The 25,492-nt window shown below is 59.7% G+C and carries 25 protein-coding genes; 3 read left to right on the forward strand and 22 right to left on the reverse strand.

Annotated elements, in window-relative coordinates; all coding sequences use genetic code 11:
* Window positions 1-44: 44 nt before the first annotated feature.
* The 15 genes from ASC90_RS03305 to urtA all read right to left on the reverse strand — a co-directional run bounded on the left by ASC90_RS03305 (window position 45) and on the right by urtA (window position 12,993).
* Window positions 45-716 (reverse strand): urease accessory protein UreF, encoded by a 672-nt coding sequence (locus ASC90_RS03305; protein WP_056535351.1) that lies wholly within the window; start codon window positions 714-716, stop codon window positions 45-47.
* A gap of 6 nt (window positions 717-722) precedes the next feature.
* Window positions 723-1,214, reverse strand: a complete 492-nt coding sequence (gene ureE, locus ASC90_RS03310) for an urease accessory protein UreE (protein WP_056535352.1) — start codon at window positions 1,212-1,214, stop codon at window positions 723-725.
* Between the two features lie 78 nt (window positions 1,215-1,292).
* Complete coding sequence (locus ASC90_RS03315) at window positions 1,293-2,153, reverse strand: GGDEF domain-containing protein (protein ID WP_244480292.1); 861 nt, start codon at window positions 2,151-2,153, stop codon at window positions 1,293-1,295.
* A gap of 321 nt (window positions 2,154-2,474) precedes the next feature.
* Window positions 2,475-4,184 carry an urease subunit alpha gene (ureC, locus tag ASC90_RS03320; protein ID WP_056535354.1) on the reverse strand — a complete coding sequence of 570 codons (1,710 nt, stop codon included), beginning with the start codon at window positions 4,182-4,184 and terminating at the stop codon, window positions 2,475-2,477.
* A gap of 3 nt (window positions 4,185-4,187) precedes the next feature.
* Complete coding sequence (locus ASC90_RS03325; RefSeq protein WP_056535717.1) at window positions 4,188-4,811, reverse strand: hypothetical protein; 624 nt, start codon at window positions 4,809-4,811, stop codon at window positions 4,188-4,190.
* A gap of 16 nt (window positions 4,812-4,827) precedes the next feature.
* Entirely contained in the window at window positions 4,828-5,238 is a 411-nt protein-coding gene (locus tag ASC90_RS03330; RefSeq protein WP_056535355.1) for a lysozyme inhibitor LprI family protein, read from the reverse strand.
* Between the two features lie 21 nt (window positions 5,239-5,259).
* Window positions 5,260-5,565, reverse strand: coding sequence for an urease subunit beta (locus ASC90_RS03335; protein WP_056535356.1), 306 nt, complete (start codon window positions 5,563-5,565; stop codon window positions 5,260-5,262).
* Window positions 5,566-5,575: 10 nt separating this feature from the next.
* Window positions 5,576-5,830 (reverse strand): DUF1272 domain-containing protein, encoded by a 255-nt coding sequence (locus tag ASC90_RS03340; RefSeq protein ID WP_056535357.1) that lies wholly within the window; start codon window positions 5,828-5,830, stop codon window positions 5,576-5,578.
* 7 nt (window positions 5,831-5,837) lie between these two features.
* Entirely contained in the window at window positions 5,838-6,140 is a 303-nt protein-coding gene (locus ASC90_RS03345; RefSeq protein WP_056535358.1) for an urease subunit gamma, read from the reverse strand.
* 133 nt (window positions 6,141-6,273) lie between these two features.
* Window positions 6,274-7,095, reverse strand: a complete 822-nt coding sequence (locus tag ASC90_RS03350) for an urease accessory protein UreD (protein WP_056535359.1) — start codon at window positions 7,093-7,095, stop codon at window positions 6,274-6,276.
* Window positions 7,096-7,264: 169 nt separating this feature from the next.
* The gene (gene urtE / locus ASC90_RS03355; RefSeq protein WP_056535363.1) at window positions 7,265-7,960 is read right to left on the reverse strand and encodes an urea ABC transporter ATP-binding subunit UrtE; all 696 of its coding nucleotides are present in this window, start codon (window positions 7,958-7,960) and stop codon (window positions 7,265-7,267) included.
* A 1-nt stretch (window position 7,961) separates the two neighbouring features.
* The gene (urtD, locus tag ASC90_RS03360) at window positions 7,962-8,717 is read right to left on the reverse strand and encodes an urea ABC transporter ATP-binding protein UrtD (protein WP_056535365.1); all 756 of its coding nucleotides are present in this window, start codon (window positions 8,715-8,717) and stop codon (window positions 7,962-7,964) included.
* 5 nt (window positions 8,718-8,722) lie between these two features.
* Window positions 8,723-9,886 carry an urea ABC transporter permease subunit UrtC gene (urtC, locus tag ASC90_RS03365; RefSeq protein ID WP_056535367.1) on the reverse strand — a complete coding sequence of 388 codons (1,164 nt, stop codon included), beginning with the start codon at window positions 9,884-9,886 and terminating at the stop codon, window positions 8,723-8,725.
* Window positions 9,883-11,502: an urea ABC transporter permease subunit UrtB gene (gene urtB / locus ASC90_RS03370; protein WP_056535371.1), complete on the reverse strand. Its 1,620-nt coding sequence runs from the start codon at window positions 11,500-11,502 to the stop codon at window positions 9,883-9,885. The genes urtC and urtB overlap by 4 nt, the downstream gene beginning before the upstream one ends.
* A gap of 198 nt (window positions 11,503-11,700) precedes the next feature.
* Window positions 11,701-12,993 (reverse strand): urea ABC transporter substrate-binding protein, encoded by a 1,293-nt coding sequence (gene urtA / locus ASC90_RS03375; RefSeq protein ID WP_056535373.1) that lies wholly within the window; start codon window positions 12,991-12,993, stop codon window positions 11,701-11,703.
* A 217-nt stretch (window positions 12,994-13,210) separates the two neighbouring features.
* Here urtA and ASC90_RS03380 point away from each other — a divergent pair, with 217 nt between their 5' ends.
* On the forward strand, window positions 13,211-16,597 hold the full coding sequence (locus ASC90_RS03380) for an ATP-binding protein (RefSeq protein WP_056535375.1): 3,387 nt from the start codon (window positions 13,211-13,213) through the stop codon (window positions 16,595-16,597).
* A complete protein-coding gene (locus ASC90_RS03385; protein WP_056535376.1) occupies window positions 16,590-17,501 on the forward strand; it encodes a response regulator transcription factor in 912 nt (303 codons plus the stop codon). Before ASC90_RS03380 ends, ASC90_RS03385 begins: the two co-directional genes overlap by 8 nt.
* Before the next feature lie 94 nt (window positions 17,502-17,595).
* Here ASC90_RS03385 and ASC90_RS03390 read toward each other — a convergent pair whose 3' ends face one another.
* The 7 genes from ASC90_RS03390 to ASC90_RS03420 form a co-directional block, all read right to left on the reverse strand.
* A complete protein-coding gene (locus tag ASC90_RS03390) occupies window positions 17,596-18,564 on the reverse strand; it encodes a D-glycerate dehydrogenase (RefSeq protein WP_056535377.1) in 969 nt (322 codons plus the stop codon).
* A gap of 134 nt (window positions 18,565-18,698) precedes the next feature.
* The gene (locus tag ASC90_RS03395; RefSeq protein WP_056535378.1) at window positions 18,699-19,820 is read right to left on the reverse strand and encodes a branched-chain amino acid ABC transporter substrate-binding protein; all 1,122 of its coding nucleotides are present in this window, start codon (window positions 19,818-19,820) and stop codon (window positions 18,699-18,701) included.
* Between the two features lie 120 nt (window positions 19,821-19,940).
* Window positions 19,941-20,294, reverse strand: coding sequence for a DUF6867 family protein (locus ASC90_RS03400; protein ID WP_056535384.1), 354 nt, complete (start codon window positions 20,292-20,294; stop codon window positions 19,941-19,943).
* A gap of 24 nt (window positions 20,295-20,318) precedes the next feature.
* The gene (locus ASC90_RS03405; protein WP_056535386.1) at window positions 20,319-21,047 is read right to left on the reverse strand and encodes an ABC transporter ATP-binding protein; all 729 of its coding nucleotides are present in this window, start codon (window positions 21,045-21,047) and stop codon (window positions 20,319-20,321) included.
* Window positions 21,047-21,922, reverse strand: a complete 876-nt coding sequence (locus tag ASC90_RS03410) for an ABC transporter ATP-binding protein (RefSeq protein ID WP_056535388.1) — start codon at window positions 21,920-21,922, stop codon at window positions 21,047-21,049. Before ASC90_RS03410 ends, ASC90_RS03405 begins: the two co-directional genes overlap by 1 nt.
* Window positions 21,922-23,313 (reverse strand): high-affinity branched-chain amino acid ABC transporter permease LivM, encoded by a 1,392-nt coding sequence (gene livM / locus ASC90_RS03415; protein ID WP_056535390.1) that lies wholly within the window; start codon window positions 23,311-23,313, stop codon window positions 21,922-21,924. Before livM ends, ASC90_RS03410 begins: the two co-directional genes overlap by 1 nt.
* A 4-nt stretch (window positions 23,314-23,317) precedes the next feature.
* A complete protein-coding gene (locus ASC90_RS03420) occupies window positions 23,318-24,220 on the reverse strand; it encodes a branched-chain amino acid ABC transporter permease (protein WP_056535392.1) in 903 nt (300 codons plus the stop codon).
* A 393-nt stretch (window positions 24,221-24,613) separates the two neighbouring features.
* Here ASC90_RS03420 and cysQ point away from each other — a divergent pair, with 393 nt between their 5' ends.
* A complete protein-coding gene (gene cysQ, locus ASC90_RS03425; protein WP_056535394.1) occupies window positions 24,614-25,408 on the forward strand; it encodes a 3'(2'),5'-bisphosphate nucleotidase CysQ in 795 nt (264 codons plus the stop codon).
* Window positions 25,409-25,492 lie beyond the last annotated feature (84 nt).

The raw sequence follows: 25,492 nt of genomic DNA on the forward strand, positions 1-25,492 counted from the left end.
CGGCAAATGACGCAGGCCGCCGACGACAGCTTCAGCAACGGCTTTCACGAGCGAAACAGCCGTGTCGACTGCGTTTCGTGACGAAGCGACATGATATCCGCCTGGACGGTCGCCGAGCCGAGGTCGTCCAGCGTCGACAGGGCAGCGCGGTGCGCAATGCCGGCAATGTCGCCTTCCAGAGCGGCGACGATCGCCACGCCGTCCTTCTGCCCGGCAATGCCGAGGCGAATGCCTGCCGAGACGGCCTGTGAAACATAAGCATGCAGGAAGGCGCCAATCGCCTTTTCAGGAGCGATCCGATGCGCACCGGCGACGGCACCAACTACCACCGGATAAGCGACATCTCGCGGTAACCGGTTGAAAACCGCATCCGGCCAGGCACGAGCAGCAGAAAGAAACGCATCCCCAAGCAGCATTGTCTCCTGATGCCGCTCACGAGAGCCGGCCAGCGCTTCGGCAAGTTCGGCCACGGCGGCGAGGCATGCCGCATCATCCTGAGCGCGATGACTTGCGGCAAAAAGCACGACGTCATTCCACGCCGCTCCCTGGGAAAGCACCGTAGTCACCCAGCTTTCTAGCGAGGCGGCATCAGTGACGAGCCCGTCATTCACGGCGCGCTCCAGCCCGCCCGAATAGGCGAAGGAGCCAACGGGAAAGGCAGGCGACAGCCACGCCATCAACCGTAGCAGCGCCAGAAGATCGCTGTCCTCCGTCATGAATACTCAGTCGTGAGAGTGGTGGCCATGCGAGTGGCCGTGATCGGCACCATGCGAATGGTTGCCGTGCGAATGGTAGGCGCCGCGTGCAGGCTGGAACGGTTCGGAAATCTCGCTGACCGTCGCGCCAAGGCCCTCAAGCATCGAACGGATCACGTGATCGCGGAGGATAAGAATGCGGTCCTCTTCGATCTGTGCGCCCAGATGCCGGTTGCCGAGATGCCACGCGAGTTCAATGAGATGCAGACGATCCTTCGCCTTGATCTCGAAAAGCTTCTCGTCAGCGGCCACGATCTCGATCAACTCTCCATCTTCCAGAACCAGCATGTCGCCACTGGCGAATAGCACCGGCTCCTTCAGGTCGAGCATGACCATGTCTCCGTTTTCGAGATGCAGGAGCTTGCGGCGCAGGTGCCTGAGATCATGCGGCAGAACGACCTTGCCTATCGGGTTCGAGGAAGGCGTGCCGGCGGGGAGATAGGAGGTAACGCGCTGCATGACATGTCCATTACGATTGAGACGCCGACCATGCAAAATAGCTCCCGATTAGGCAAGCGTCAAAACGCCGGGGCGGTACTATCCTGTGTTCTTCACGCCACCGCCATAGCCGATCTCGACTGCCTTTGCATGGCCGTTCTCTGTGGAATTCCGGCGTCGGCCGGGTTGGAGCCCTTCATCCTCGTGCACAACGCGATTGCGCCCGAGAGCCTTGGCAAGGTAAAGCGCCTTGTCGGCGGCCGAGTAAACGGCCTCCTTGCTTCGACCCGCTCCGAACTCCGCGATACCTGCGGAAACGGTGATCTCTATCGCGCAACCATCGGCGACGATGGCGCGCTCGGCGAGCATTGCGCACGCCGCCCTGACCTGCTCGATACGCGCCTCGCGCGCCTCACCGACGACGATCGCGCCGAATTCCTCACCGCCAAGCCGGGCAGCGACGGACTTGCCGCCGAACGACGCGGCAAGCGCCGCGGCGACAGCAACGATCACGGCGTCCCCGCAAGCGTGACCGAAGCGGTCGTTGATGGTCTTGAAGCGGTCCACATCAAAAATCGCCAGACAGGCCTGGCCATCGATGCCCTCCAGCGCCTCCGTGAACGCCCGCCGGTTCGGCAAGCCCGACAGCACATCCGTGCGGCTCAGTTGCTCAAACTCGGCGCGCGAAACGCTGAGCTGATGCATGGCGTACCCAGCCAGCAAAGCGAGTGACCCCGACACGATCCCGCCGATCAACCACGAGAGGACCACGCCATAGACAACCGCGTCCGCCAGCGGCACCGGCAGCGCGCCCAGCCAGTAAATTGGCGGCAGTAGCAGGACGATGGCAACGGACGACAGCGTCACGGCGAGGAAGCTCATCTTCAGGGCGAACGTGTAAATCGTTTGGCGGTTCTGAAAATTGCCAAGCTCTGTCTGGAGTGAAATCTTCATGCGAATCGACCTTCCTGCCAGTCCTAAGCCTATTGCTTAGATCGCAACCGCTGCCGAGTTCTTAAGCGAACCGTTAAAATTTGAATAAGTTTGGTGAATTGATCCAGCGCCGCAAGGCGACCCAAAACACCACCGCTTGGAGCTTGAAAAAGAGGTGCAGTTCTATCATTTAAATTATTGATGTATAACAATATTATAGAATAATACACGCCAGTCGCGTCATTCCGGATAAGGCGACCCAAGGTCGCGTTTTATCCACTCATGATACTACTTTAAGATGAATATGTTTAACCACCATACAAGTAGTCAGTGGTGCCGGTCTCCACCTCAGAACAGGAAGTAACGCTGCGCCATCGGGAGAACCGTCGCCGGTTCACAGGTGAGCAGTTCGCCATCGGCACGAACCTCATAAGTCTCGGGATCAACCTCGATATGCGGCGTCAGATTGTTGTGGATCATCGATGCCTTGGAGATACCGCCGCGCGTGTTTTTCACGGCGACAAGGTTCTTGGCAACGCCAAGCCTCCCCTTGAGACCGGCGTCGAGCGATGCCTGCGAAACGAAGGTGACGGATGAGCTCGTACGCAGCTTACCGTAAGCGGCAAACATCGGCCGGTAGTGCATCGGCTGCGGCGTCGGAATCGAGGCATTCGGATCGCCCATAGGAGCGGCGGCGATCGAACCGCCGAGCAGTACCATCTCCGGCTTCACCCCGAAGAAGGCCGGGTTCCACAAGACCAGGTCGGCGCGCTTGCCGACTTCGACCGAGCCGATCTCGTGGCTGAGGCCCTGCGCGATCGCCGGATTGATGGTGTACTTGGCGATATAGCGGCGAACACGGAAGTTGTCGTTCTCGCCCTTCTCGTCCTTCAGACGACCACGCTGCCGCTTCATCTTGTCGGCGGTCTGCCAGGTGCGGATCGCCACTTCGCCGACGCGGCCCATGGCCTGGCTGTCCGAGGAGATGATCGAGAAGGCCCCGATATCGTGCAGGATGTCTTCGGCGGCGATCGTTTCCTTGCGGATACGGCTCTCGGCGAAAGCGATATCCTCGGGGATCGAAGACGACAGGTGATGGCAGACCATCAGCATGTCGAGATGCTCGGCGATGGTGTTGACCGTGTAGGGCCGCGTCGGATTGGTCGACGACGGAATGACGTTCGACTGGCCGCAGATCTTGATGATATCGGGCGCGTGACCGCCGCCCGCGCCTTCGGTGTGGAAGGCGTGGATGGTTCGGCCCTTGAGCGCGCCGATCGTGTCCTCGACGAAGCCGCTCTCGTTGAGCGTATCGGTGTGGATCATCACCTGGATATCGTATTCGTCGGCAACCGAAAGGCAGCAGTCGATCGCAGCCGGCGTCGTGCCCCAGTCTTCGTGCAGCTTCAGCGACGAGGCGCCGGCCAGCACCATTTCCTCAAGCGCGGCCGGCAGCGAGGCATTACCCTTGCCGGCAAGCGCCAGGTTCATTGGGAAGCCGTCGAAGCTCTCGATCATCCGCTCGATATGCCAGGCGCCGGTGCAGGTGGTGGCAAGCGTGCCGTGCGCCGGGCCGGCGCCGCCGCCGAGCATGCAGGTCACGCCGGACATCAGCGCTTCCTCGATCTGCTGCGGGCAAATGTAGTGGATGTGCGCATCCATGCCGCCGGCGGTGATGATCTTACCCTCGCCGGCAATCGCCTCGGTGGACGGGCCGACGATGATGTTGACGCCCGGCTGGGTATCCGGATTCCCGGCCTTGCCGATCGCGGCGATACGTCCATCCTTGAGGCCGATATCGGCTTTGACTATGCCGGTGTGGTCGATGATGACGACGTTTGTGATGACGGTATCGACCGCGCCCTGCGCCCGCGTTGCCTGGCTCTGCCCCATGCCGTCGCGGATGACCTTGCCGCCGCCGAACTTCACCTCCTCGCCGTAGGTGGTGAAATCCTTCTCGATCTCGATGAACAGCTCCGTGTCGGCAAGACGAACCTTGTCGCCGGTGGTCGGGCCGAACATGCCGGCATAGGCGGCGCGGGAAATCTTGTAAGGCATATGTCAGGCTCCTTGGGAGGAAGAAAGTGAGGCACTCGCCGGAAACCGCGTGACGCGGCCAGTAGCGACATAACTGTCGACGAGCTGCCTCTCGGCAGCAAAGGGATGCCATTCCCAACCCGCGTGACCGAAGCCTGCGAGCGAGATGTGCGCGTCGGGAAACTTGTTCATGACCTCGGCAATGATAATCATGCCGCTGCTCGGCACGACGTAAGACTCCGGGTGATAAGCCGCGAGCGCCGCATCGACACCCTCATGAATCAGTTTGTCAACGACCACATGTGCCTTGCCAACATCGACACAGAAGGCGTTGAATTGACTCGTATAATCGTCGCAGAAATCATCGAGTTCGGGATGAGAGACGGCAAGCGGCCCGCGAAGCGCGGCGAATTTCTCGGGATCGCGGACGCTCCATATGGCCGTCGCCTCGCGCACCGCCGGATGTTTGCGCCATTGCTCGGAGGCAACCATTGCCTTGCCGGGGCGTCCTGTATTGCAGACGGCAACGGCGTCCGTGCGGCCGGGACTCGACAGGTACGACCGGCACTCGTTGAACCGGATGACGAAATCGGCGGTAGCGACCGCTGCGGCCGCTTCCTCACTGATCCCGCCATTGCCGACGATCATGAAATTGCCTGTCATCTTAGTTGCTCACTGCGTCCTCGAGCGTCTTCAGCTCCTTGGTTCGGGCATCGGTGACGTTGGCGATACATCCGGCAACCAGCATCGGTTCCATCGTCCCGCCACGCGCCTGAAAGCCCTCAGCCTCGCATTCGGCATCCCGGTATTCGATCCACGCACGCTGTGCCTTGACGAGTGCCTTCTCCGCCCCCTTCATGTCAGCCTCCAGATCACTATCAATCGCGACCATGGCCGCGCGTGTCTTCTTGTACTGGACATTCAGGGCTTTATCGGCTGCGTCCTGACGAGCCCTTTCGCACAGCGTCATGTCGGTTTGCGTCTGTGGGTCCTTGCAATTCAGCTCCGCGGCGCTCGCGCCGCCGGCCAGCAGCATTGCAAAACCCCCTGCGGCCATCAGCATGCCAAGGCGCATCATGTTCTTCCTCACATTCTTTCAAAGTTTGCCCATGACGAGCTGGCGGAAACCGTAGACCTCGCGCTTGCCGGACAGTGGAATGAGCGTGACGGAGCGCGTCTGCCCGGGCTCGAAACGCACGGCGGTGCCCGCCGGAATGTCCAGACGCATGCCATGCGCCTTCTCGCGATCGAAGGAGAGGCCGGCATTGGTCTCGCCGAAGTGATAGTGGCTGCCGACTTGCACCGGTCGGTCGCCGGTGTTGGATACGTCCAGCGTCACGGTCGGCGCTCCGGCGTTCAGTTCGATGTCGCCGCTCGCGGCAATGATTTCGCCTGGGATCATGCTCTTCTCCTCACGCAGCCTTGACGGGCATGCAGCCCGCGGCCTTCAGAACGCGTTTCGTCGATGCCGGACTGTTGACAAGCTTCGCCGCCGGCCGGATCGGTCGGCGCACCAGCTCGCCACTGCAATTCGGGCAGATACCACCGAGCACGTCGCCGGCACAATCCGCACAGAAGGTGCATTCGAAGGTGCAAATCATCGCTTTCCGGCTATCGGGCGGCAGATCCTTGTCACAGCACTCGCAATTGGGTCTGAGCTCCAGCATCGCAACCTCAGCGAATGGGTTCGTGCACGGTGACGAGCTTCGTTCCATCCGGGAACGTCGCTTCGACCTGCACATCGTGGATCATCTCGGCGATGCCCTCCATCACCTGCTCGCGCCCGACGACATGGGCACCAGCCTCCATCAGTTCGGCAACCGGGCGACCATCGCGTGCACCCTCTACGACGAAGTCGGAAATAAGCGCGATTGCCTCCGGATAGTTGAGCTTGACGCCCCGCTCCAGCCGCCGCCGGGCGACGATCGCCGCCATGGAGATCAACAGCTTGTCTTTTTCTCTCGGTGTGAGGTTCATCGTGCATCCATCTGCTTGATCCGAGCATGATGCCGAAAAGTTCGAAGCGGTTTTCGGACGACATCATGCTCTAATTCTTTAATTCAGAACCGGATTCAGCTTTCAGGTCAAAACGATCTGAAAGCATCCGGTTCTAGAGATTCCAGACTTTCGGCACAGGCGCTCCGTTGCGCAAGGCGGAAATGACCGGGATCAGGATTTTTCTGAGAGCGAAACCATCCGGCGCAGCGAGGCGTACGACAAGCTTTCCAGCCCAGCTGCTGGCGCCACCCATATGCCCCTCCAGAAGCGGCCGCACGGCCCCGAGATAGGCCTCCGCCAAGGGACCGACATAGAGCAACGTCGCAAAGGCCACCTTGCCGTTCAGCACTGCCCGCTCCGCGGATAGCAACGCGACACGATCGGCAAGCCTCAAATCTTCTGCGTGGCAAAGCTTGCCCGATTTGCGGATGCGCCAGCGATCACGAAACATTCCTGTCTCGACTGCCTCACCCATCGCTTTCCGCCCCAGAAGGACGGCTTCAACCGCCAGGAATTCGGCCCCCGCGTCGAGATCGACGTCAAGCCGGCGAAACAGCGACGACCGATCGAACAGGATGGTCTCCTGTGGTAGCCAATCGACGCGCGCATTGGCACCAACTGCGATCCGTGTCGTCACCTCGGCGGTACCGGCTGACGACTTGTAGATCTTCTCGCAGGCTTGCGTGGTCACGTCGATGCGTGTTTCGGCACCGGCAACGACGCTCCAGTTCATGCAGTCGCCGCCGGTAAGACCGCCGGCCGTATTGATGATGACGGCTTCCATGGACGCATCGAACGTATCCGGCAGCCGGATCTTTGCCGCACCTTCCTGATAGAGTTCGCGAATGCGCGTACGCCCGCCAAGGAATTTTGCGGCCAGGTGCCCTTGCCCCTCCGCTCTCTGCGGTCTCGTGGTTGCCGCGGCGTTCGTCATTCCATCCCCTCAAAAGACCGCCGGTTTGCCCGGCCGTTCTCATTCAATTCGGCATTTGATTGAAAGCAAGCAATTTGTATGCCGCTCCTCGCAGGCTGTACCACGGACGAACGGCTGCCAAACCGAAGGGGACAGGTGCCTTCCAAAGCGGCAACTGCCAGCCAGACGATCAAACTGTCAGGTGGCGGCGCGCTTCCTGCGTGTCGAGCGTTTCCGCAAACCCCTGATGAACGATTTCGCCACGGTCCATGATGTAGACGTAGTCGGCCAGCTCGCGGCAGAAATCGAGATATTGCTCGACCAGCAGGATTGCCATCCCGGTGCTGTCGCGCAGGTAGCGGATTGCCCGGCCGATATCCTTGATGATCGACGGCTGGATACCCTCCGTCGGCTCGTCCAGCACCAGGATCTTCGGTCGCGTCACCATAGCCCGGCCGATGGCCAGCTGCTGCTGCTGCCCACCCGAAAGGTCGCCGCCACGTCGGCCCAGCATCGACTGCAACACCGGAAACAGGCTGAAGATATCGTCGGGAATGTTCTTGTCGCCACGCCTCAGCGGCGCAAAGCCGGTTTCGAGATTCTCTTTGACTGTCAGCAATGGAAAGATCTCGCGCCCCTGAGGTACATAGCCGATACCCTGTTTGGCACGCGCATAGGGAGGAAGCCCATTGAGCTTCGTTTCATTGAACGTCACCGTGCCGGCCGACAGGGGGTGCTGGCCCGTAACGGCACGGAGAAGAGAACTCTTCCCCACACCGTTGCGCCCCAGCACGCAGGTGATCTTGCCCATCTCGGCCTTGATCGAGATGCCCCGCAAAGCCTGGGCTGCGCCATAGTACAGATTTGCGTTTTCGACTGTCAGCATCTTAGCGCCCCAAATAGTTTTCGATCACCTTCGGATCGGAACTGACGAAATCGATCGATCCTTCGGCAAGTACCGATCCTTCGGCGAGGCAGGTTACCTTCACGCCGAGATCGCGGATGAAACCCATGTCGTGCTCGACGACGACGACGGAACGTGTCCTGGCGATCTCCTTGAGCAGGATCGCCGTCTCGGAGGTTTCCGCGTCCGTCATGCCAGCCACCGGCTCGTCGACCAGCAGCAACTTCGGTTCCTGTGCCAGTAGCATGCCGATCTCCAGCCACTGCTTCTGGCCGTGGCTGAGATTGGCAGCCAGGTCGTCGCGGCGGTGTGTCAGGCGAACCGTCGACAGGATCTCGTCGATGCGCGTCCGGTCCTCAGCCGACAGCCGGTAGAACAGTGTCGAAAACACCCCACGCTTGCGGTTCAGCGCCAGTTCCAGATTGTCCCAGACCGTGTGGCTCTCGAAAACCGTCGGCTTCTGGAACTTGCGGCCGATGCCAAGCTGGGCGATGTCGGCCTCGTCGAGTTTCGTGAGGTCGGTCTGACCGTTGAAGAACACTTCACCGGCATCCGGCCGCGTCTTCCCGGTAATGATATCCATCATCGTCGTCTTGCCGGCACCGTTCGGGCCGATGATGGCACGCAGTTCGCCGGGTTCGATGACGATCGAAAGCGAATTCAGCGCCTTGAAGCCGTCGAAGGAGACGGAGACGTTGTTGAGGTAGAGAACGCTGTTGGGTTTGACGTCGGGGATCATGGCGCTCACTCCGCAGGCTGAATTTTTGCGTCAACGCCGTCTTCATGCTTCGCGGACGAGGCATCGGCGGAAGGACGCCTGCGCTTGCCCATGTACTGGCCAAGCGTTCCGACGATGCCCTTGGGCAGGAATACGGTGACCGCGACGAACAGGCCGCCGAGCGCAAACAGCCAGAATTCGGGAAACAGTCCGGTGAAGATCGTCTTGCCACCGTTGACCATGATCGCGCCGATGATCGGCCCGATCAGCGTCGAGCGACCCCCGACTGCCGTCCAGATAACCACTTCGATCGAGTTGGCCGGCGCAAATTCGCCCGGGTTGATGATGCCGACCTGCGGCACATAGAGCGCGCCGGCTATGCCCGCCATCATCGCTGACACAACGAAAGTGAAGAGCTTGTAGTGCTCGACCCGGTAGCCGAGGAAGCGCGTGCGGCTTTCCGCATCGCGGACGCCGACCAGCACCTTGCCGAACTTCGAACGCACGATGGCGGACGCCAGCAGCAGCGACAGGGCGAGCAGGATGGCAGTGGCCGCAAACAGGGCCGCACGGGTGCCATCTGCCTGGATGTTGTAGCCGATGATATCCTTGAAATCGGTCAGGCCGTTGTTGCCGCCGAAGCCCATGTCGTTGCGGAAGAAGGCAAGCAACAGCGCGTAGGTCATCGCCTGGGTAATGATCGACAGGTAGACGCCGTTGACGCGGGAGCGGAAGGCGAACCAGCCAAACACGAAGGCCAGCAGGCCGGGCACGACAAGCACCATCAGTGCCGCGAACCAGAAGTGGTCGAATCCATACCAGAACCACGGCAGCGCCTTATAGTTCAGGAACACCATGAAGTCGGGAAGGATGGGATCGCCGTAGCTGCCTCGCGCGCCGATCTGGCGCATGAGATACATGCCCATCGCATAGCCGCCGAGCGCAAAGAAGGCGCCGTGGCCGAGCGAGAGAATGCCGCAGAAGCCCCATACGAGATCGAGTGCCAACGCCAGCAGGGCATAGGTCAGGTACTTGCCGAACAGCGACATGATGTAAGTCGGGATGTGCAGCGGGTTGGTCGGGGCTGTCATTAGGTTCAGAACAGGCACCAGCACTGCCAGCGCAAGGAGAATGACGAGTGCGACAATGATCTTGCGATCGAGCGACCGGAGAAGGAAGGCCGTAATCATGCTTCCACCGCCCTTCCTTTGAGTGCGAAGAGCCCTCGCGGCCGCTTCTGGATGAAGAGTATGATGAGTACCAGGACCAGGATCTTGCCGAGCACGGCGCCGGCAAAGGGCTCAAGGAATTTGTTGACGACGCCGAGCGACAGGGCACCGACCAGCGTCCCCCAGAGATTGCCGACTCCGCCGAAGACCACGACCATGAAGCTGTCGATGATGTAGCTCTGGCCGAGGTTCGGCGAGACGTTGTCGATCTGGCTCAACGCCACGCCCGCCATGCCGGCGATACCGGAACCGAGCGCGAAGGTGAAGGCATCGACCCAGCCGGTGCGGATACCCATCGACGAGGCCATCCGGCGGTTCTGGGTAACCGCGCGCATCTGAAGACCGAAGGCAGACCGCTTGAGCAGCAGCAGCAATGTCACGAAGACCGCCATCGAGAAAACGATGATCCAGAGCCGGTTCCAGGTGATCGAGAGGCCGCCGAATTCGAAGGCACCTGACATCCAGCTCGGATTGCGAACCTCACGGTTCGTCGGCCCGAAGATCGAACGAACGGCCTGCTGCAGGATCAGCGAAACGCCCCAGGTCGCCAAGAGCGTCTCAAGCGGCCGGCCGTAGAGATAGCGGATCACCGAGCGCTCGATCACCAGGCCGACCAGCCCCGTAAACAGGAACGCGGCGGGAACGGCGAATGCCAGCGAGTAGGTAGCGAGGCCCGGGAATGCAGAGGTGATGTATTCCTGCACGACATAGGTCGTGTAGGCGCCGATCATCACCATTTCGCCATGCGCCATGTTGATGACACCCATGACGCCGAATGTGATGGCAAGTCCGATGGCGGCAAGTAGCAGCACGGAGCCGAGCGACAGGCCGTACCAGACGTTCTGGACGACATCCCATAGTGCCAGGCTGCGGTTGATCGAATTGATGTGAGCCTGGATCCCGCCCTTGAGCTCCTCCGGCGCGGTATCCATCGCAGCCGTCAGGATGGTGAGTGCGTTGCGTCCACCACGGGCCGCGATCGTATCGATGGCGGACTTCTTGTCGGCCGCGCTGACATCGCTCTTAAGCATCATCACCGCACGGGCGGCTTCCATCGTGTTCTTGATTTCGAGGTCTTTTTCATCGGCCAGGGCAGCGTTCAGGAGATCCAGGTTCGACGGATCGGCATCCCTGAGCAACCCTTGCGCGGCTGTCAGTCGCGCACCACGATCCGGCCTCAGCAGCGTCAGCTGGCTCATCGCAGAGCTGATGACGCCGCGCAGCGAATTGTTGATCCTGATCTTCGACATGTAGTCGGGATCGATATCGGCGACCACATCGCCGGAAATGGGGTCGGCAAAGGTCGGCTCATCCTCAGTGCCGCCTTGGACGAGTACCGGGCCGCCGCTTTCGGAATTGATATAAAGTTGTCCATCGCTCAACTGTTGCAGAATCTGGCTGACAAGCGGATCCTTGGACGCGACCAGCGCCTTGATGGCGGCTTCGCGTTCCGGGAAATCTCCGACGCCGAGCGCGTCTATCAGCGGGTGGATATCTTCATGTGCTTTCAGCACCGTCGCGAAGGCCGGCATTGCCAGGCAAAGCGTCAGAAGCAAAATCTTGATGGCGCGATACATCGGCTCTCTTGCCTCGGTTATCGTTGGCCTTCCGGCGCAATCGGGAAAAATGGGCCTTCATTTCGGGGGCGATCCAGAAACGCGGACCGTTTGCCGTCCGAAGCATCAAGGCAGCACTTCGGAGAGATGGAGCTTCCGCCCGGACAGGAGGGGCCGGGCGGAAGCTGATTCAGGCTATTAGAGTGACGGGGTTCGCACTCAGGAGCCCTTGCCGCCGCACTTGCCCGTCGCGACATTGAAATTGCCGCAGTTCATGGGCTTGCGCCAATCGGAGATCAGGTCCTTGGAATCCGGCAGGTAGTCCGACCATTCGTCGCCAACCACAGCAGGGGTTTGCTGGACGATTTCGAACTGGCCATCGCCCTGGATTTCTCCAATGAGGACCGGCTTGGTGATGTGGTGGTTCGGCATGACTGTCGCGTAGCCACCCGAAAGGTTCGGAACCGTGGTGCCGATGATCGTGTCGAGAACCGCGTCGGTGTCGGTCGTTCCGGCAGCCTGGACGGCCTTAACCCAAGCATTGAAGCCGATATAGGCAGCTTCCATCGGGTCGTTGGTCACGCGCTTGTCGTTCTTGGTGTAGGCATGCCATTCCTTGATGAACTTCTTGTTCGCCGGGCTTTCGACCGACTCGAAGTAGTTCCAGGCAGCGAGGTGGCCGACCAGCGGCTTGGTGTCGAGACCGGCAAGTTCTTCTTCACCGACCGAGAAGGCGACGACCGGAATGTCGGTTGCCTTGACGCCCTGGTTTCCGAGTTCCTTGTAGAATGGAACGTTGGCGTCGCCGTTGATGGTCGAGACGACGGCAGTCTTCTTGCCGGCACCGCCGAATTCCTTGATCTTGGACACTTCGGTCTGCCAATCTGAGAAGCCGAACGGCGTGTAATTGATGATGATGTCTTCCTTCGGAATGCCCTTGGCGATCAAGTAGGCTTCCAGGATCTTGTTGGTGGTGCGCGGGTAGACGTAGTCGGTGCCTTCCAGAACGAAGCGCTTAACGCCTTCCTTTTCCATCAGGTAGTCGACAGCCGGGATAGCCTGCTGGTTCGGAGCGGCACCGGTGTAGAAGATGTTGCGCGAGGACTCTTCGCCTTCATACTGAACCGGGTAGAACAGGATGGAGTTGAGCTCTTCGAATACGGGCAGAACCGACTTGCGCGACGACGATGTCCAGCAACCGAACACGGCCGCGACCTTGTCTTTCTCGATCAGCTCTCGTGCCTTTTCGGCAAACAGCGGCCAGTCGGAAGCCGGATCGACGACGACGGCTTCGAGCTTCTTGCCGAGAAGGCCGCCCTTCTTGTTCTGCTCGTCAATGAGCATCAGCATGGCGTCTTTCAGCGTCGTCTCGGAGATCGCCATCGTGCCGGACAGCGAATGGAGAACGCCGACCTTGATGGTGTCGTCGGCCGCAACGGCTCCATGGAATGCGGCCGAAGCCGACATGACGGCGCCGAGAACGGCACCCGAAACATATGATCTCAGATTCATCTGGTTGATCCCCTCTTCTTGTTCAACAACAGACCGAAAACGGAAGTTAACTGTTGCTCGGGGGACTATCCGGTGCTGCACTGCGAAAACGTATACGTGATATGACGTAGTAGACGGGGCGAAATGTGCAGTTTTGCGCTGCGGTGCACTCTTAAGCACCGCGCCGATCCATGTTACGAACATGCCACAAGGGGAACAAAGGGGCCGAAACACAGGCATGGCAGCGCGGCAACGCATTATCCCGGTCAGACGGGAGTACAACCGCTGGGTCGCCAACCAGACGCTGGAAGACTACGCGCTGCGTTTTACGGCAAAGAGCGCGCGGCAATTCTCGTCTCAACGCATCTCGCAAACGGCGATCGGCGCCATTTCCTTCCTCGCGCTCGAGGCGATCGGCGGAGCGATCACGCTCTCCTACGGCACGACCAACGCCTTTTTCGCCATCATCGTCGCCAGCATTGCCATGCTCGCCATCGGCCTGCCGATCAGCCGCTATGCTATCCGTCACGGCGTCGATATCGACCTTCTGACCCGCGGTGCCAGCTTCGGCTATATCGGCTCGACGATCACCTCGCTGATCTATGCCAGCTTCACCTTCATGCTGTTTGCGATCGAGGCATCGATCATGTCCGGCGCTCTCGAGCTGACACTCGGCATTCCGCTTTGGATCGGCTATATCATCAGTTCCGTCATGGTGATCCCGCTGGTGACTCACGGCGTCCGTCTGATCAGCCGGTTTCAATTGCTGACGCAGCCCTTCTGGATCGTCCTCAATATCCTGCCATTCATCTTCATCGCCGTGATGGACTGGGAGAAGTTCGATCTCTGGCGCGCCTTCGCCGGCATCCGCCATGCTTCCGGTCCGCCGGGCACCGTCGCGCCATTCGATCTTGTGGAGTTCGGCGCAGCCTCCGCCGTCATTCTGGCACTGATGTCGCAGATCGGCGAGCAGGCGGACTTCCTGCGCTTCCTGCCACCGGAAAAGCAGCGCAACTGGCGCCACCGCCTCGCCGTCTTCCTCGCCGGCCCCGGTTGGGTGATCATCGGTGCGCCGAAACTGCTCGCCGGTTCCTTCCTTGTCGTCCTCACATTCGCCTCCGGCGTGCCTGCCGACCGCGCGGCCGATCCGGCACAGATGTATCTGACTGCGTTCGGTTACATGATCCCCTGGCACAACGCCGCACTGTTGCTGATGGCCGCGTTTGTGGTCGTCTCTCAGCTGAAGATAAACGTGATGAACGCCTATGCCGGCTCTCTTGCCTGGTCGAACTTCTTCTCCCGGCTGACACACAGCCATCCCGGCCGGGTCATCTGGCTCGTCTTCAACGTGGCGATCGCCCTGCTCCTGATGGAGCTCGGGATCTACAAGTTGCTCGAGGAAACGCTAGGGATCTTCTCGATCATCGCCATGGCGTGGCTCTGCACGATCTCCGCCGATCTCTTCATCAACAAGCCGCTCGGCCTTGCCCCTCCCGGCATTGAGTTCAAGCGCGCTCATCTCTACGACATCAATCCGGTCGGCCTCGGTGCGATGACGCTGTCGGCAGCCATTGCGCTGACGGCGCACTTCGGCGTCTTCGGCGCGATCGCCGCCTCGCTCGCGCCTTACATCACGCTCTTTGTCGCCCTCATCGCATCGCCGCTGATTGCCTGGGGCACGAAGGGAAAGTTCTACCTCGCCCGCAAGCCGCGCCACAGCTGGAAGAACCTGACAAACATCACCTGTTCGGTCTGTGAGCACCCCTTCGAGCCGGAGGACATGGCGTGGTGTCCAGCCTATGCTGCGCCGATCTGCTCGCTCTGCTGTTCGCTGGATAGCCGCTGCCACGACATGTGCAAGCCGAAGGCGCACCTCAATGCTCAGGTGGGCACCGTCGCGAGAGCCGTACTGCCGAGAAGTGTCGTGCAGAAGCTGACCACGCGCCTCGGCCGCTACGGCATCGCGGTGGTACTGGCGCTGACTGCGGTCGGCGCCATCCTGGCAATGATCGCACACCAGGTGTCCTCCGCCTCGCCGGAGACCGGCGAGGTCGTCAACCGCACGATCCTGATCGTATTCTTCGTCTTTGCCGTCATCGCCGGGATCGTTTGCTGGTTCTACGTCCTGGCGCACGACAGCCGGGTGGTGGCAGAAGAGGAGTCCTCGCGCCAGAACACTCTGCTGCTGAAGGAGATCGCCGCCCATAAGAAAACCGATGCGGCGCTGCAGACCGCCAAGGAAACGGCCGAGGCCGCCAACCGTGCAAAGAGCCGATATGTCGTCGGCCTCAGTCACGAACTTCGCACGCCGCTCAACGCAGTCCTCGGCTACGCGCAGATTCTCGAACGCGACGACACCATACCGCCGCCGCGCCAATCCTCCATCAAGGTCATCCGGCGCAGCGCCGAGCACCTTTCCGGCCTGATCGACGGCCTGCTCGACATCTCGAAGATCGAAGCTGGCCGCCTGCAGGTCTATTCGAACGAGATCAATATCCAGGACTTCCTGGATCAGATCGTCGACATGTTCCGGCCCCAAGCTCAGGCCAAGGGCCTGACCTTCAACCACCACCGCGCGCCTGCCCTGCCGCAGTTCGTGCGAACCGACGAAAAGCGGCTGCGCCAGATTCTCGTCAACCTGCTCTCGAACGCCATCAAGTTCACCGATGAGGGCAGCGTCGCCTTCGACGTCGGCTATCGCAGCCAGGTTGCGACCTTCACCGTTTCCGATACCGGCCGCGGCATCACCGAGGAGGATCTGGGTCGCATCTACGAGCCTTTCCAGCGCGGCGAGGCCGAAAGCATCCGTCCCATGCCTGGCCTTGGCCTCGGCCTGACGATCACACAATTGCTCACCAACACGCTTGGGGGAGAGATTTCGGCGACCAGTGAACGGGATCGAGGCTCGACGTTCCGTGTTCGTCTGATGCTATCGGCCGTCCTGCGCGAAATGACGCCAGCGCCGCAGGAAAAGAAAATCGTCAGCTACGATGGACCGCGGCGCACCATTGTGATTGTCGACGACAACGAAGATCACCGCGAAATGATGCGGGAAATCCTCGCACCCCTCGACTTCATCGTGCTGACAGCGGCAGGCGGCACGGAATGTCTGACGCTGATCGAGGGCATCCAGCCGGATCTTTTCCTTGTCGACATCCGGATGCCGGGCATGAACGGCTGGCAACTTGCCTCCCGACTGCGGGAAGCCGGGCAGACGTCGCCGGTCGTGATGCTCTCCGCCAATATCGGCGATGCCGCAGCCCACAGCGACAGCGATGACAGCCACAATGACGCGATCGGCAAGCCTGTCGACATCAAGCAGCTGCGCGACAAGCTGGCGCTGCATCTCGGCCTCAAATGGATCTACGCGCAGTCTATCCGGCCCGCTGCCGTGAAACTCGAACAGCCGATGCGCAGCCCCGGCGTCGCGCACGTACAGGAACTCCTGCGGCTTGGTGAGATTGGCTACATCAGGGGTATCGAAGCCAAGCTGGCCGACCTTGCCAAGGAGGAGGCAAATCAGCCATTTACAGAGGAACTTCGCGCTTATGTTGCCGCCTTCGATCTCAACGGCTTCATGAGCTTCCTCCACCGCTTCGACGAAAAGGTAGAACCCATTGGCTGAACGTCCGCGCGATATCGTTCTTTTGGTTGACGACTCGCCGGAGGCGCTGGGGTTCCTGACGGATGCGCTGGAACAATCCGGCTTCTCGGTGCTGATTGCGACCTCGGGATGGGCAGCATTGAGTATTGTCGAACGCATTACGCCCGATCTGATCCTGCTCGACGCCGTCATGCCATTGATGGATGGCTTTGAAACCTGCCGTAAGGTGAAATCCAACCCCGCGGTCAGTCAGATACCGGTTATCTTCATGACCGGTCTGACGGAAACTGAGCATGTGGTGCACGCGCTGGAATCCGGCGGCGTCGACTACCTGACGAAGCCGATCAACATCGACGAACTACGCGCACGTATCGGTGTCCATCTTAAGAATGCGCGGTCGGCGCAGAGTGCCCGTGTCGCGCTCGATGCAGCCGGTCGGCATCTTCTCGCAGTCAAGGGTGACGGCAGCATTCATTGGTCAACCCCGCAGGCAACCCGCCTCGTCAACGCCGCGATAGGCAGCGACGACGGTATGGATACGCTGGTCGAGGCGATTGCCGGCTGGATGGCGACGCGTGTCGCGGCCGGACGAGACAGCGCTTTTGCTGTTACGCATGGCGGGCAAGAGGTGCTTCACCTCTCGTTCCTGGGAACCATAGGTCCGGACGAATATCTCTTCCGCCTGACCGCCACCAATCAGCGCGCCGACGATCAGGTGCTTCGACAACACTTCGCACTCACCCATAGGGAGTCCGAGGTATTGCTGTGGATCGCCAAAGGCAAGGCAAACCGGGATATCGGTGAGATATTGGGGCTTTCTGCTCGCACAGTGAACAAGCATCTCGAACAAATCTACGTCAAGCTCGGCGTCGAAAATCGCGCGTCGGCTGCCGTAAAGGCGGCACATGTGCTGCATGAGATGTGAAGACGACCACCGGTCGATGAAACGCCGGCAAGCTAGCTCGCCACCGGCGTAAAGACGGTTAGACCCTACAGCAATTCCCGAGAAAGAAGGGCGGTCAGCCGACGCGATCCGGCGGCTCACGGCCCTCGAAGAAAGCCGTCACATTATCAACGACCTTCATGCCCATCGCGGTTCGCGTCTCTTCGGTGGCGCTGCCAAGATGCGGCAGGAGCATAACGTTCTCCATTGTCCTTAGCGCTTCCGACACAGCCGGCTCCGCCTCATAGACGTCCAGACCAGCACCACGGATGACGCCCTTTCTCAGGGCCGCGATCAACGCCTCTTCATCGACGACGTCGCCGCGCGCCGTGTTGATCAGGAATGCCCCGGGCTTCATTGTAGCAAGCCGTGCAGCATTCATCAGGTGCCGGTTTTCTGCCCCGCCCGGGCAATGAAGCGAGACGAAATCGGATGCAGCGAGCACGTCATCGACCGTCGGCAACTGGCGCGCCCCATAGCCCGCCGCCTCGGTTGGGTCCACCGGTGAGCGATTGTGAAAGACCACATCCATGCCGAAGCCGAAATGGCACCGCTTGGCAAACGCCTTGCCGATGCGGCCGAAGCCAATGATCCCGACCATCTTGCCGGCGACCTTGGTGCCGACCATGTGCGTTGGAGACCAGCCGTGCCATTCGCGGGCCCTTAGCTGGCGCTCACCCTCTCCCCCACGACGCGCGACGGAGAGAAGCAGCAACATGGCGAGATCGGCCGTGCAATCGGTGAGGACGCCTGGCGTGTTTGTAACCGCAATGCCTCTCGCCTTTGCCGCGGCCACGTCGATGTGATTGTAGCCGACGCCGAAATTGCCAAGGATCCTTGCGCGAACATCGCCTTCGAAAACACCGGCGGGCAGCTTGTCGGAGACCGTCGGCAGAACCGCATCATAGCTGTTCAGCGCCTGTTGGATCTGAGGGAGGCTGAGCGGAATATCTCCCTCATTGAGGGTCACATCGAAACGTTCGGCCAGGACGGCTTCTGCCGCGGCAGGCCAACGGCGGGTGACGAAAATGCGCGGTCGGGACATGTAGGATTCCGTGCTTCCAATGGATTTCCAAGAACTAAAGGATGGCCACGGAAATTGGAACGCCTGCCCGAAAAGAAAGAAGCCCGGGCGAAACCGGGCTTCCGTAAAACGGTACTGAACCGTGCAAGCAAAGCTTACATGCCCTGCGGGAAGTAGCTGAACTTGCCGTCCGGACCCTTCTTCCATTCGTACATGATGTAGCCAGGAAGCTTCGGATCGCCCTTTTCGTCGAACGACATTTCGCCGAGAACGGTCGGGAACGGACCCTTTGCCTTCATTGCTGCTGCAACGGCTTCAGCATCGACCGAGCCGGCTGCCTTTGCTGCGCCAGCAATGCTCTGCAAAGCGGCATAGGAGTACAGCGTGTAGGCTTCCGGGTTGAACCCGGCTGCCTTGAACTTCGCGACGAGGTCCTTGTTGGCCGGGTTCAGCGTCGGATCAGGCCCGAACGTGTTGAGGGTACCGGCGACAGCGTCACCAGCGATCGAGGCCAGTTCGTTCGAAACGATACCATCGCCCGAAATGAGTGTAGCCTTGAGACCCTGGTCAGCAGCCTGGCGGATGATCAGGCCAGCTTCCGTGTGGAGGCCACCCCAATAGACGATCGAAACGCCGGCTTCCTTCATCTTGGCGATGAGAGCCGAGAAGTCCTTGTCGCCGACATTGATGCCTTCGTACAGCGATTCGGTGACACCAGCGGCATTCATGGCCTTCTTGGTTTCATCAGCGAGACCCTGACCGTAAGGCGTCTTGTCGTGAATGACAGCGATCTTCGCATCCTTGAAGTGGTCTGCGAGATACTTGCCGGCGATCGCACCCTGCTGGTCGTCACGACCGCAAGTGCGGAAGGTGTTCCAGAGGCCACGCTCGGTGAACTTCGGGTTCGTTGCAGCCGGAGTGATTTCCAGGATGCCGTTCTCAGCGTAGACTTCCGACGCCGGGATGGAAACGCCCGAGTTGAAGTGGCCGATTACGAACTTGACGCCGTCAGCAGCGAACTTGTTCGCAACCGAGATGCCCTGCTTCGGGTCCGAAACGTCGTCGCCAAGCACGATCTTGATCTGCTCGCCGTTGATGCCGCCTGCAGCGTTGATGTCGGCAGCTGCCTGCTCGGCACCCTTCTGGAGCTGAGCACCGAACGCAGCGTTCGGGCCTGTCAGCGGGCCGGCAACGCCAACGATAATGTCGGCCCATGCGTTGCCGCTGAAGGCGACCATCGCCGTCAGAGCCACTGCCGACAGAAGAGACTTCTTCATTTTCTGTTACTCCCAGTTCTAAGCGGGTTCCGTTCAAGAACCTAGCGCATTACCCACTTTACTGCGCCAGGAAACTCTTTCCACTTCCAGGGGCGATCTGTCCCTAGATTCAACTGACTGTCAATGTTTTGCCTTCCAGGAGAAAGGGGATGTTTTTTCGTACAGCCAGTAGTAGTTATTGACCATCTGGTTGGTCCGGCGATAGCGGTAGCCGGCCGTCGAGAAGATCAAAAGGAGTACTAAGTCGATGACATAGTAAAAGACGCTGAGAACCGGCCCGTCAAAGAGCGCGTGGTGCAGGAACTGCATCGCTGCGGCCAGCAGAATCGTGTAGGCGATAACCAACGGATAGTTGTCCCAGCTTTCAGCCACCGCTCTGCCGGCTCGCCAAGCGGTCCAAAAGCCGATCAGCACGACAAAAAGGCGAATGACGCTGCGCACACCCGTGTCGCTCTCAAAGAAAAGTCCCTGCATATCAAAGTCTCCCCTTCGCCAAGCTCAATGCCGTCCGCCTTCGAGATAGGCAGCCCGGACTTCCGGATTGGCCAGCAGTTCCTTGCCCGATCCGCTCATCGTCACCTTGCCGTTGACCATCACGTAGGCGCGGTCGGACAGGCGCAACGCCGCGAAGGCGTTCTGCTCGACAAGAAACACGGTCAGTCCTTCTTCCTTGTTCAACTTCTTGATCGCCTCGAAGATACCCTTCACGATCAGCGGCGCGAGGCCGAGCGATGGCTCGTCAAGAAGCAGCAGCTTCGGACGTGCCATCAGCGCACGGCCGATGGAAAGCATCTGCTGCTCCCCACCCGACAGCGTGCCGCCACGCTGGGTCTGGCGCTCCTTGAGACGTGGAAACAGCGTGAAGATCTTCTCGACGTCCTCGTTGAAGTACCTGAGGTTATCGAGACCGGCGCCCATCTGCAGGTTTTCCATGACGGACATGCGCGGAAAGATCCGGCGTCCTTCCGGCGACTGAGCGATGCGCAGTCGCGCAATCTCGTGGGTCGGCATCCGGGTTATGTCGCGGCCGTCGAAAACGACGGCACCGTTGCGCGCCTGCGGACTGCCGCAGATTGTCATCATCAAGGTCGACTTGCCCGCGCCATTCGCGCCGATCAGGCTGACGATTTCGCCCTGGTTCACCTCGACGTCAATCCCTGCAAGAGCCCGGATGTTGCCGTAGTACGTTTCGACGCCCTGAACTTTCAGAAGTGGCTGACCGGTCATCAGTTGGAGCCTCCTTCGAGGTTCTCGACGATTGCAATCACTTCTTCCACTTCCTCATCCTCGACACCGAGATAGGCCGCGATGACCCTCGGATCATTCTTTACGTGCTCCGGCGTGCCGTCGGAGATCTTCTGACCGTATTCGAGCACGATCACGTGGTCGGAGATCTCCATGACCACCGACATGTCATGTTCGATCAGCAGGATCGAAGTGCCGCTGTTGGCACGGATATCACGCAACAGAGCGTTCAACGCTGCCGACTCGCGCGGATTGAGACCGGCCGCGGGTTCGTCGAGGCACAGCAGCTCCGGCTCCGTGCACATCGCGCGGGCGATCTCCAACCGACGCTGTGCACCGTAAGGCAGATCGCCCGCGGGATCGTCAGCACGATCGATAAGATCGGCCTTCTCAAGCCAATGCCGCGCAAGCTCGATCGAATTCTTCGATTCCTGACGGTACTTTCCGATCCCGAGCAACCCGAGGATCGTGTAACCCGAGGCCTTCATCAGCTTGTTGTGCTGGGCCACGAGCAAATTTTCGAGAACGGTGAGACCGGAAAAAAGCCGGATGTTCTGAAACGTACGTGCGACCTTGGCGTCCTTGGTAATGCGGAAATCCGGCAGACGCTCGAGCAGGAAGTCTTTTCCGCTCTTCTGCTGCAGCGTGATCATCCCCATCGTCGGCTTGTAGAAACCGGTAATGCAGTTGAAGACCGTCGTCTTTCCCGCGCCGTTCGGCCCGATCAGCGCGGTAATCTCGCCGCGCCTGGCTTCGAACGAGAAGTCGTTGATCGCCATCAGGCCGCCGAACTTCATCGACAGGTGCTCGACCTTGAGCAGGGTATCGCTGGTCATGTTGGTTTCCTGGGGGCTCATCAACCGTGGCCCTCCTTGGTAAAGCTTCCGGAAACGGTCTTGCGCTCCTTGAGGAAAGCTGTCGGCTCGCGCGAGCCAACGAAACCGCGTGGCTTGATCAGCATGACAATGACCATCGCCAGGCCGAAGAGCAGCATGCGGTATAGCTCCGGTGTGAAATCAGGTCCGAAAATGGCTTTCAGGAAGGACATTTCGCGCAACAGTTCCGTGCCGCCCACCATTACGATGGCGGCGATTGCGATACCTGTCAGGGAACCCATGCCGCCAAGCACGACGATGGCAAGAATGACGGCCGATTCCAGGAAGACGAAGGATTCCGGCGATACGAAGCCCTGGCGGGCGGCGAAGAACGAGCCGGCAAAGCCGCCGAACATAGCACCCGTGGCAAAGGCCGTCAGCTTCGTCGTCACCGTATTGATGCCGAGCGAGCGGCAGGCGATTTCGTCTTCACGCAGCGCTTCCCAGGCGCGACCGATCGGCATGCGGCGAAGGCGGATCGTGACATATGCCGTGAGCATGCACAGCGCCAGGATGAGATAGAACAGGAAGATCTTGTAGTAGGCAGACGACATCGGCAGATGGAAGAGCTTGGCGAAGCCACCGGCGCTGCCGTCGAAGGGAATGCCGAAGAGCGTCGCCTTCGGAATGCCCGAAATACCGAATGTACCCTTCGTGAGGGCGGTCCAGTTGATGATGACGAGGCGAATGATTTCACCGAAAGCGAGCGTCACGATCGCCAGGTAATCGCCACGCAGGCGCAGCACCGGGAAGCCGAGGATGACACCCCACAGGCCAGCCAGAATGCCGGACAGCGGCAGAAGCACCCAGAAGGACAGTCCAAAATAGCTGGACAGAAGGGCGTAGGAATAGGCGCCGACCGCATAGAAGGCGACATAGCCGAGATCGAGAAGGCCAGCGAGACCGACGACGATATTGAGGCCCCAGGCAAGCATCACGTAAATGAGGATCTGGATGCCGAAATTGTCTACCCACTTCAGCGAGCCCTGCGCGCCGACCAACGCCACTATGACCACCGGATAGAGAAGCAAGGCGACCAGGGCGATCTTCAGGAAGTGCGTATGGAAGAAGCCCTTTTCAGCCGAAATATCGAGTTCGCCGCTGCGTGCCTTCGCGAGTTTGCGCGCATCCAGATGCGGCCGCACGAAGACAACGATGAGGAACCGGCCGACCGCCGCTACCGCAACAAAGATCGCGAGCAGGCCCCAGCGCTGGACGATGATGAGCTCGTTGCTGATGTTCTGATCGCTCTTGAGACCGACATACAGCACGAACATGCCGAACGAGATGACGGCAGCAAACAGAGCTTCTTTAATACCTTTCTGGACCAGCCCGGTTGCGGGCTTGCCAGCGGCGTTTTCAACATTTGCCATGATGTTAAACCTTCTCGACTTCCGGCCGCCCGAGGATACCTGTCGGCTTGAAGATCAGCACGAAAGCGAGGATGCCGAACGTCGCCACGTCCTTGTATGCGATGGTGAAGTAGGCAGACCACAGGGACTCGATGAGACCGATCATCAGCCCGCCCAGAACCGCACCCGGCAAGGAGCCGATACCGCCCAGAACCGCCGCCGTAAACGCCTTCACACCGGGCACGAAGCCATCGTTGAAGTTCACAACACCATAATACATCAGGTACATTGTACCGGCCACTGCAGCGAGTGCCGCACCCATGATGAAGGTGATGGAGATCGTCTGGTCGACGTTGACGCCGAGGAGAGCCGCCATCTTGCGGTCCTGCTCCGTTGCGCGCTGGGCCCGGCCCAGCGACGTGTGATTGACCAGGTACCAAAACAGCGTCAACAGCACTGCCGTGATGACAATGATAATGATCTGCTTCAGCGAGATCGAAATACCGGCCACGTTGTAAACGCTGCTGACCATCGGCGGGATCGGCTTGTTGCGCGGACCCTGCGTCACCTGGATGAAGTTCGACAGGGTGATAGACATGCCGATCGCTGTGATCAGCGGCGCGAGGCGGAACGAACCACGCAGCGGTCGATAGGCGACCCGCTCGATGGTCCAGTTCCACAAGCTCGTCATCAACATCGCAACGAGGAGCATGACCAGCAGCAAAACAGCGACTGGCAGACCTGCAAACATCGAAGTAAGGACAAGAAAAACAATGAGGGCAGCAAATCCGCCAAGCATGAAAATATCGCCGTGGGCGAAGTTGATCATGCCGATGATGCCGTAAACCATCGTATAGCCAATAGCCACCAGGCCATAGATGGATCCAAGAGTCAGCCCGTTAACGAGCTGCTGGACAAAATATTCCATACACAATTTCCCCTGGACACCGGCCGGATCACCTGTGTCTCTTGTTATTAGAACTCTTAGCGAGCCCTTGTTTAAAGATTTCATACCGCTTTCAAGCCAAAAGTGAAGTGCAAAATCGCAAAGCTCCAAACTTCTTTGCCGTTTTGGTGAAAATGACTTTTTATCGGTCTGAAAGTCGATTTTTTTAGCACTTAAACGATGAAAGTGCGTGTTTTAACTGAAAATGCGGGTATCAACTTAGAAAATCGCTGTCGGGATATTTGCGATGACGGCTTTCTCGAGCCAACTGTTTGCGCAGGAGTCTTCGCCAGCATGTGGACGTGATTTCCAATCGCGATAAAATTTCCTATATAAACGGTACTCATGAGGCTGGCAGAATCTGGAAGGCGAGCAATGCTCGAGACGTTTGAGAAAGCCGCGCTGGAAGCGGGCAAGGCGATAATGGAAGTCTTTGCGAGCGGTTGCCCCTCAAGGAAGAAAACCGACCACAGCCCGGTAACCATTGCCGACGAGCAAGCTGAGCGCATCATCATTGCGCATCTCGAGCGCGATTTCCCAAGCGTACCCATCATCGCCGAAGAGGCGGTTGCCGCCGGCAACGTGCCGACGATCGACACGTCGTTCTTCCTTGTCGACCCGCTCGACGGAACCCGCGAATTTCTCGACAGGCGGCGCGAATTCACTGTTAACATTGCCTATATCCAAAATGGTCGCCCTGTCGCCGGCATCGTCCTTGCACCAGCGCTCGGCGTGGCGTTTGCGGGTCAGGGCGACGAGGCCGAGAAGCTCGCCATAGACGACGAGTTTCGTGTCACCAAGCGAATCGCTATTCGTGCCCGCAGCCAGCCTCCGGTGCGCAAGGCTCTAGCTAGCCGGTCGCACAACAGTCCAGAAACAGCGACCTTCCTTGCCAAACATGCAATTTCAGAATGCACGAATATCGGCTCATCGCTGAAATTCTGTCTGCTGGCTGAAGGCGGCGCGGATGTCTATCCGCGGTTTACCCGCACGATGGAGTGGGACACGGCCGCAGGCGACGCCGTGCTGCGCGCCGCCGGTGGCTCTACCGTGACCGTCGACGGACTGCCCTTGACCTACGGAAAAACCGGCCAGGCGCACGACGTCGACTTTGCGAATCCCAGCTTCATCTCGTGGGGGAGGACGAAATCCACGTTTGAGCGAGCATGATCGCTTCAGATTGATGAGCAGATTCAGCGTTGTTGGGTCACGTTGATCCACGTCTGAGGCACGGCGTCTAGAATTTCCGGTAAT

This window comes from Rhizobium sp. Root1220, assembly GCF_001426265.1.
Taxonomy (GTDB): Bacteria; Pseudomonadota; Alphaproteobacteria; order Rhizobiales; family Rhizobiaceae; genus Rhizobium.

Bases quoted from the DNA above. Each gene is read 5' to 3' on its own strand.
- ASC90_RS03305 (WP_056535351.1), bottom strand. From the start codon at position 716: ATGACGGAGGACAGCGATCTTCTGGCGCTGCTACGGTTGATGGCGTGG.
- ureE (WP_056535352.1), bottom strand. From the start codon at position 1,214: ATGCAGCGCGTTACCTCCTATCTCCCCGCCGGCACGCCTTCCTCGAAC.
- ureC (WP_056535354.1), bottom strand. From the start codon at position 4,184: ATGCCTTACAAGATTTCCCGCGCCGCCTATGCCGGCATGTTCGGCCCG.
- ASC90_RS03325 (WP_056535717.1), bottom strand. From the start codon at position 4,811: ATGATCGTCGGCAATGGCGGGATCAGTGAGGAAGCGGCCGCAGCGGTC.
- ASC90_RS03330 (WP_056535355.1), bottom strand. From the start codon at position 5,238: ATGCGCCTTGGCATGCTGATGGCCGCAGGGGGTTTTGCAATGCTGCTG.
- ASC90_RS03335 (WP_056535356.1), bottom strand. From the start codon at position 5,565: ATGATCCCAGGCGAAATCATTGCCGCGAGCGGCGACATCGAACTGAAC.
- ASC90_RS03340 (WP_056535357.1), bottom strand. From the start codon at position 5,830: ATGCTGGAGCTCAGACCCAATTGCGAGTGCTGTGACAAGGATCTGCCG.
- ASC90_RS03345 (WP_056535358.1), bottom strand. From the start codon at position 6,140: ATGAACCTCACACCGAGAGAAAAAGACAAGCTGTTGATCTCCATGGCG.
- ASC90_RS03350 (WP_056535359.1), bottom strand. From the start codon at position 7,095: ATGACGAACGCCGCGGCAACCACGAGACCGCAGAGAGCGGAGGGGCAA.
- urtE (WP_056535363.1), bottom strand. From the start codon at position 7,960: ATGCTGACAGTCGAAAACGCAAATCTGTACTATGGCGCAGCCCAGGCT.
- urtD (WP_056535365.1), bottom strand. From the start codon at position 8,717: ATGATCCCCGACGTCAAACCCAACAGCGTTCTCTACCTCAACAACGTC.
- urtC (WP_056535367.1), bottom strand. From the start codon at position 9,886: ATGATTACGGCCTTCCTTCTCCGGTCGCTCGATCGCAAGATCATTGTC.
- urtB (WP_056535371.1), bottom strand. From the start codon at position 11,502: ATGTATCGCGCCATCAAGATTTTGCTTCTGACGCTTTGCCTGGCAATG.
- urtA (WP_056535373.1), bottom strand. From the start codon at position 12,993: ATGAATCTGAGATCATATGTTTCGGGTGCCGTTCTCGGCGCCGTCATG.
- ASC90_RS03380 (WP_056535375.1), top strand. From the start codon at position 13,211: ATGGCAGCGCGGCAACGCATTATCCCGGTCAGACGGGAGTACAACCGC.
- ASC90_RS03390 (WP_056535377.1), bottom strand. From the start codon at position 18,564: ATGTCCCGACCGCGCATTTTCGTCACCCGCCGTTGGCCTGCCGCGGCA.
- ASC90_RS03395 (WP_056535378.1), bottom strand. From the start codon at position 19,820: ATGAAGAAGTCTCTTCTGTCGGCAGTGGCTCTGACGGCGATGGTCGCC.
- ASC90_RS03400 (WP_056535384.1), bottom strand. From the start codon at position 20,294: ATGCAGGGACTTTTCTTTGAGAGCGACACGGGTGTGCGCAGCGTCATT.
- ASC90_RS03405 (WP_056535386.1), bottom strand. From the start codon at position 21,047: ATGACCGGTCAGCCACTTCTGAAAGTTCAGGGCGTCGAAACGTACTAC.
- ASC90_RS03410 (WP_056535388.1), bottom strand. From the start codon at position 21,922: ATGAGCCCCCAGGAAACCAACATGACCAGCGATACCCTGCTCAAGGTC.
- livM (WP_056535390.1), bottom strand. From the start codon at position 23,313: ATGGCAAATGTTGAAAACGCCGCTGGCAAGCCCGCAACCGGGCTGGTC.
- ASC90_RS03420 (WP_056535392.1), bottom strand. From the start codon at position 24,220: ATGGAATATTTTGTCCAGCAGCTCGTTAACGGGCTGACTCTTGGATCC.
- cysQ (WP_056535394.1), top strand. From the start codon at position 24,614: ATGCTCGAGACGTTTGAGAAAGCCGCGCTGGAAGCGGGCAAGGCGATA.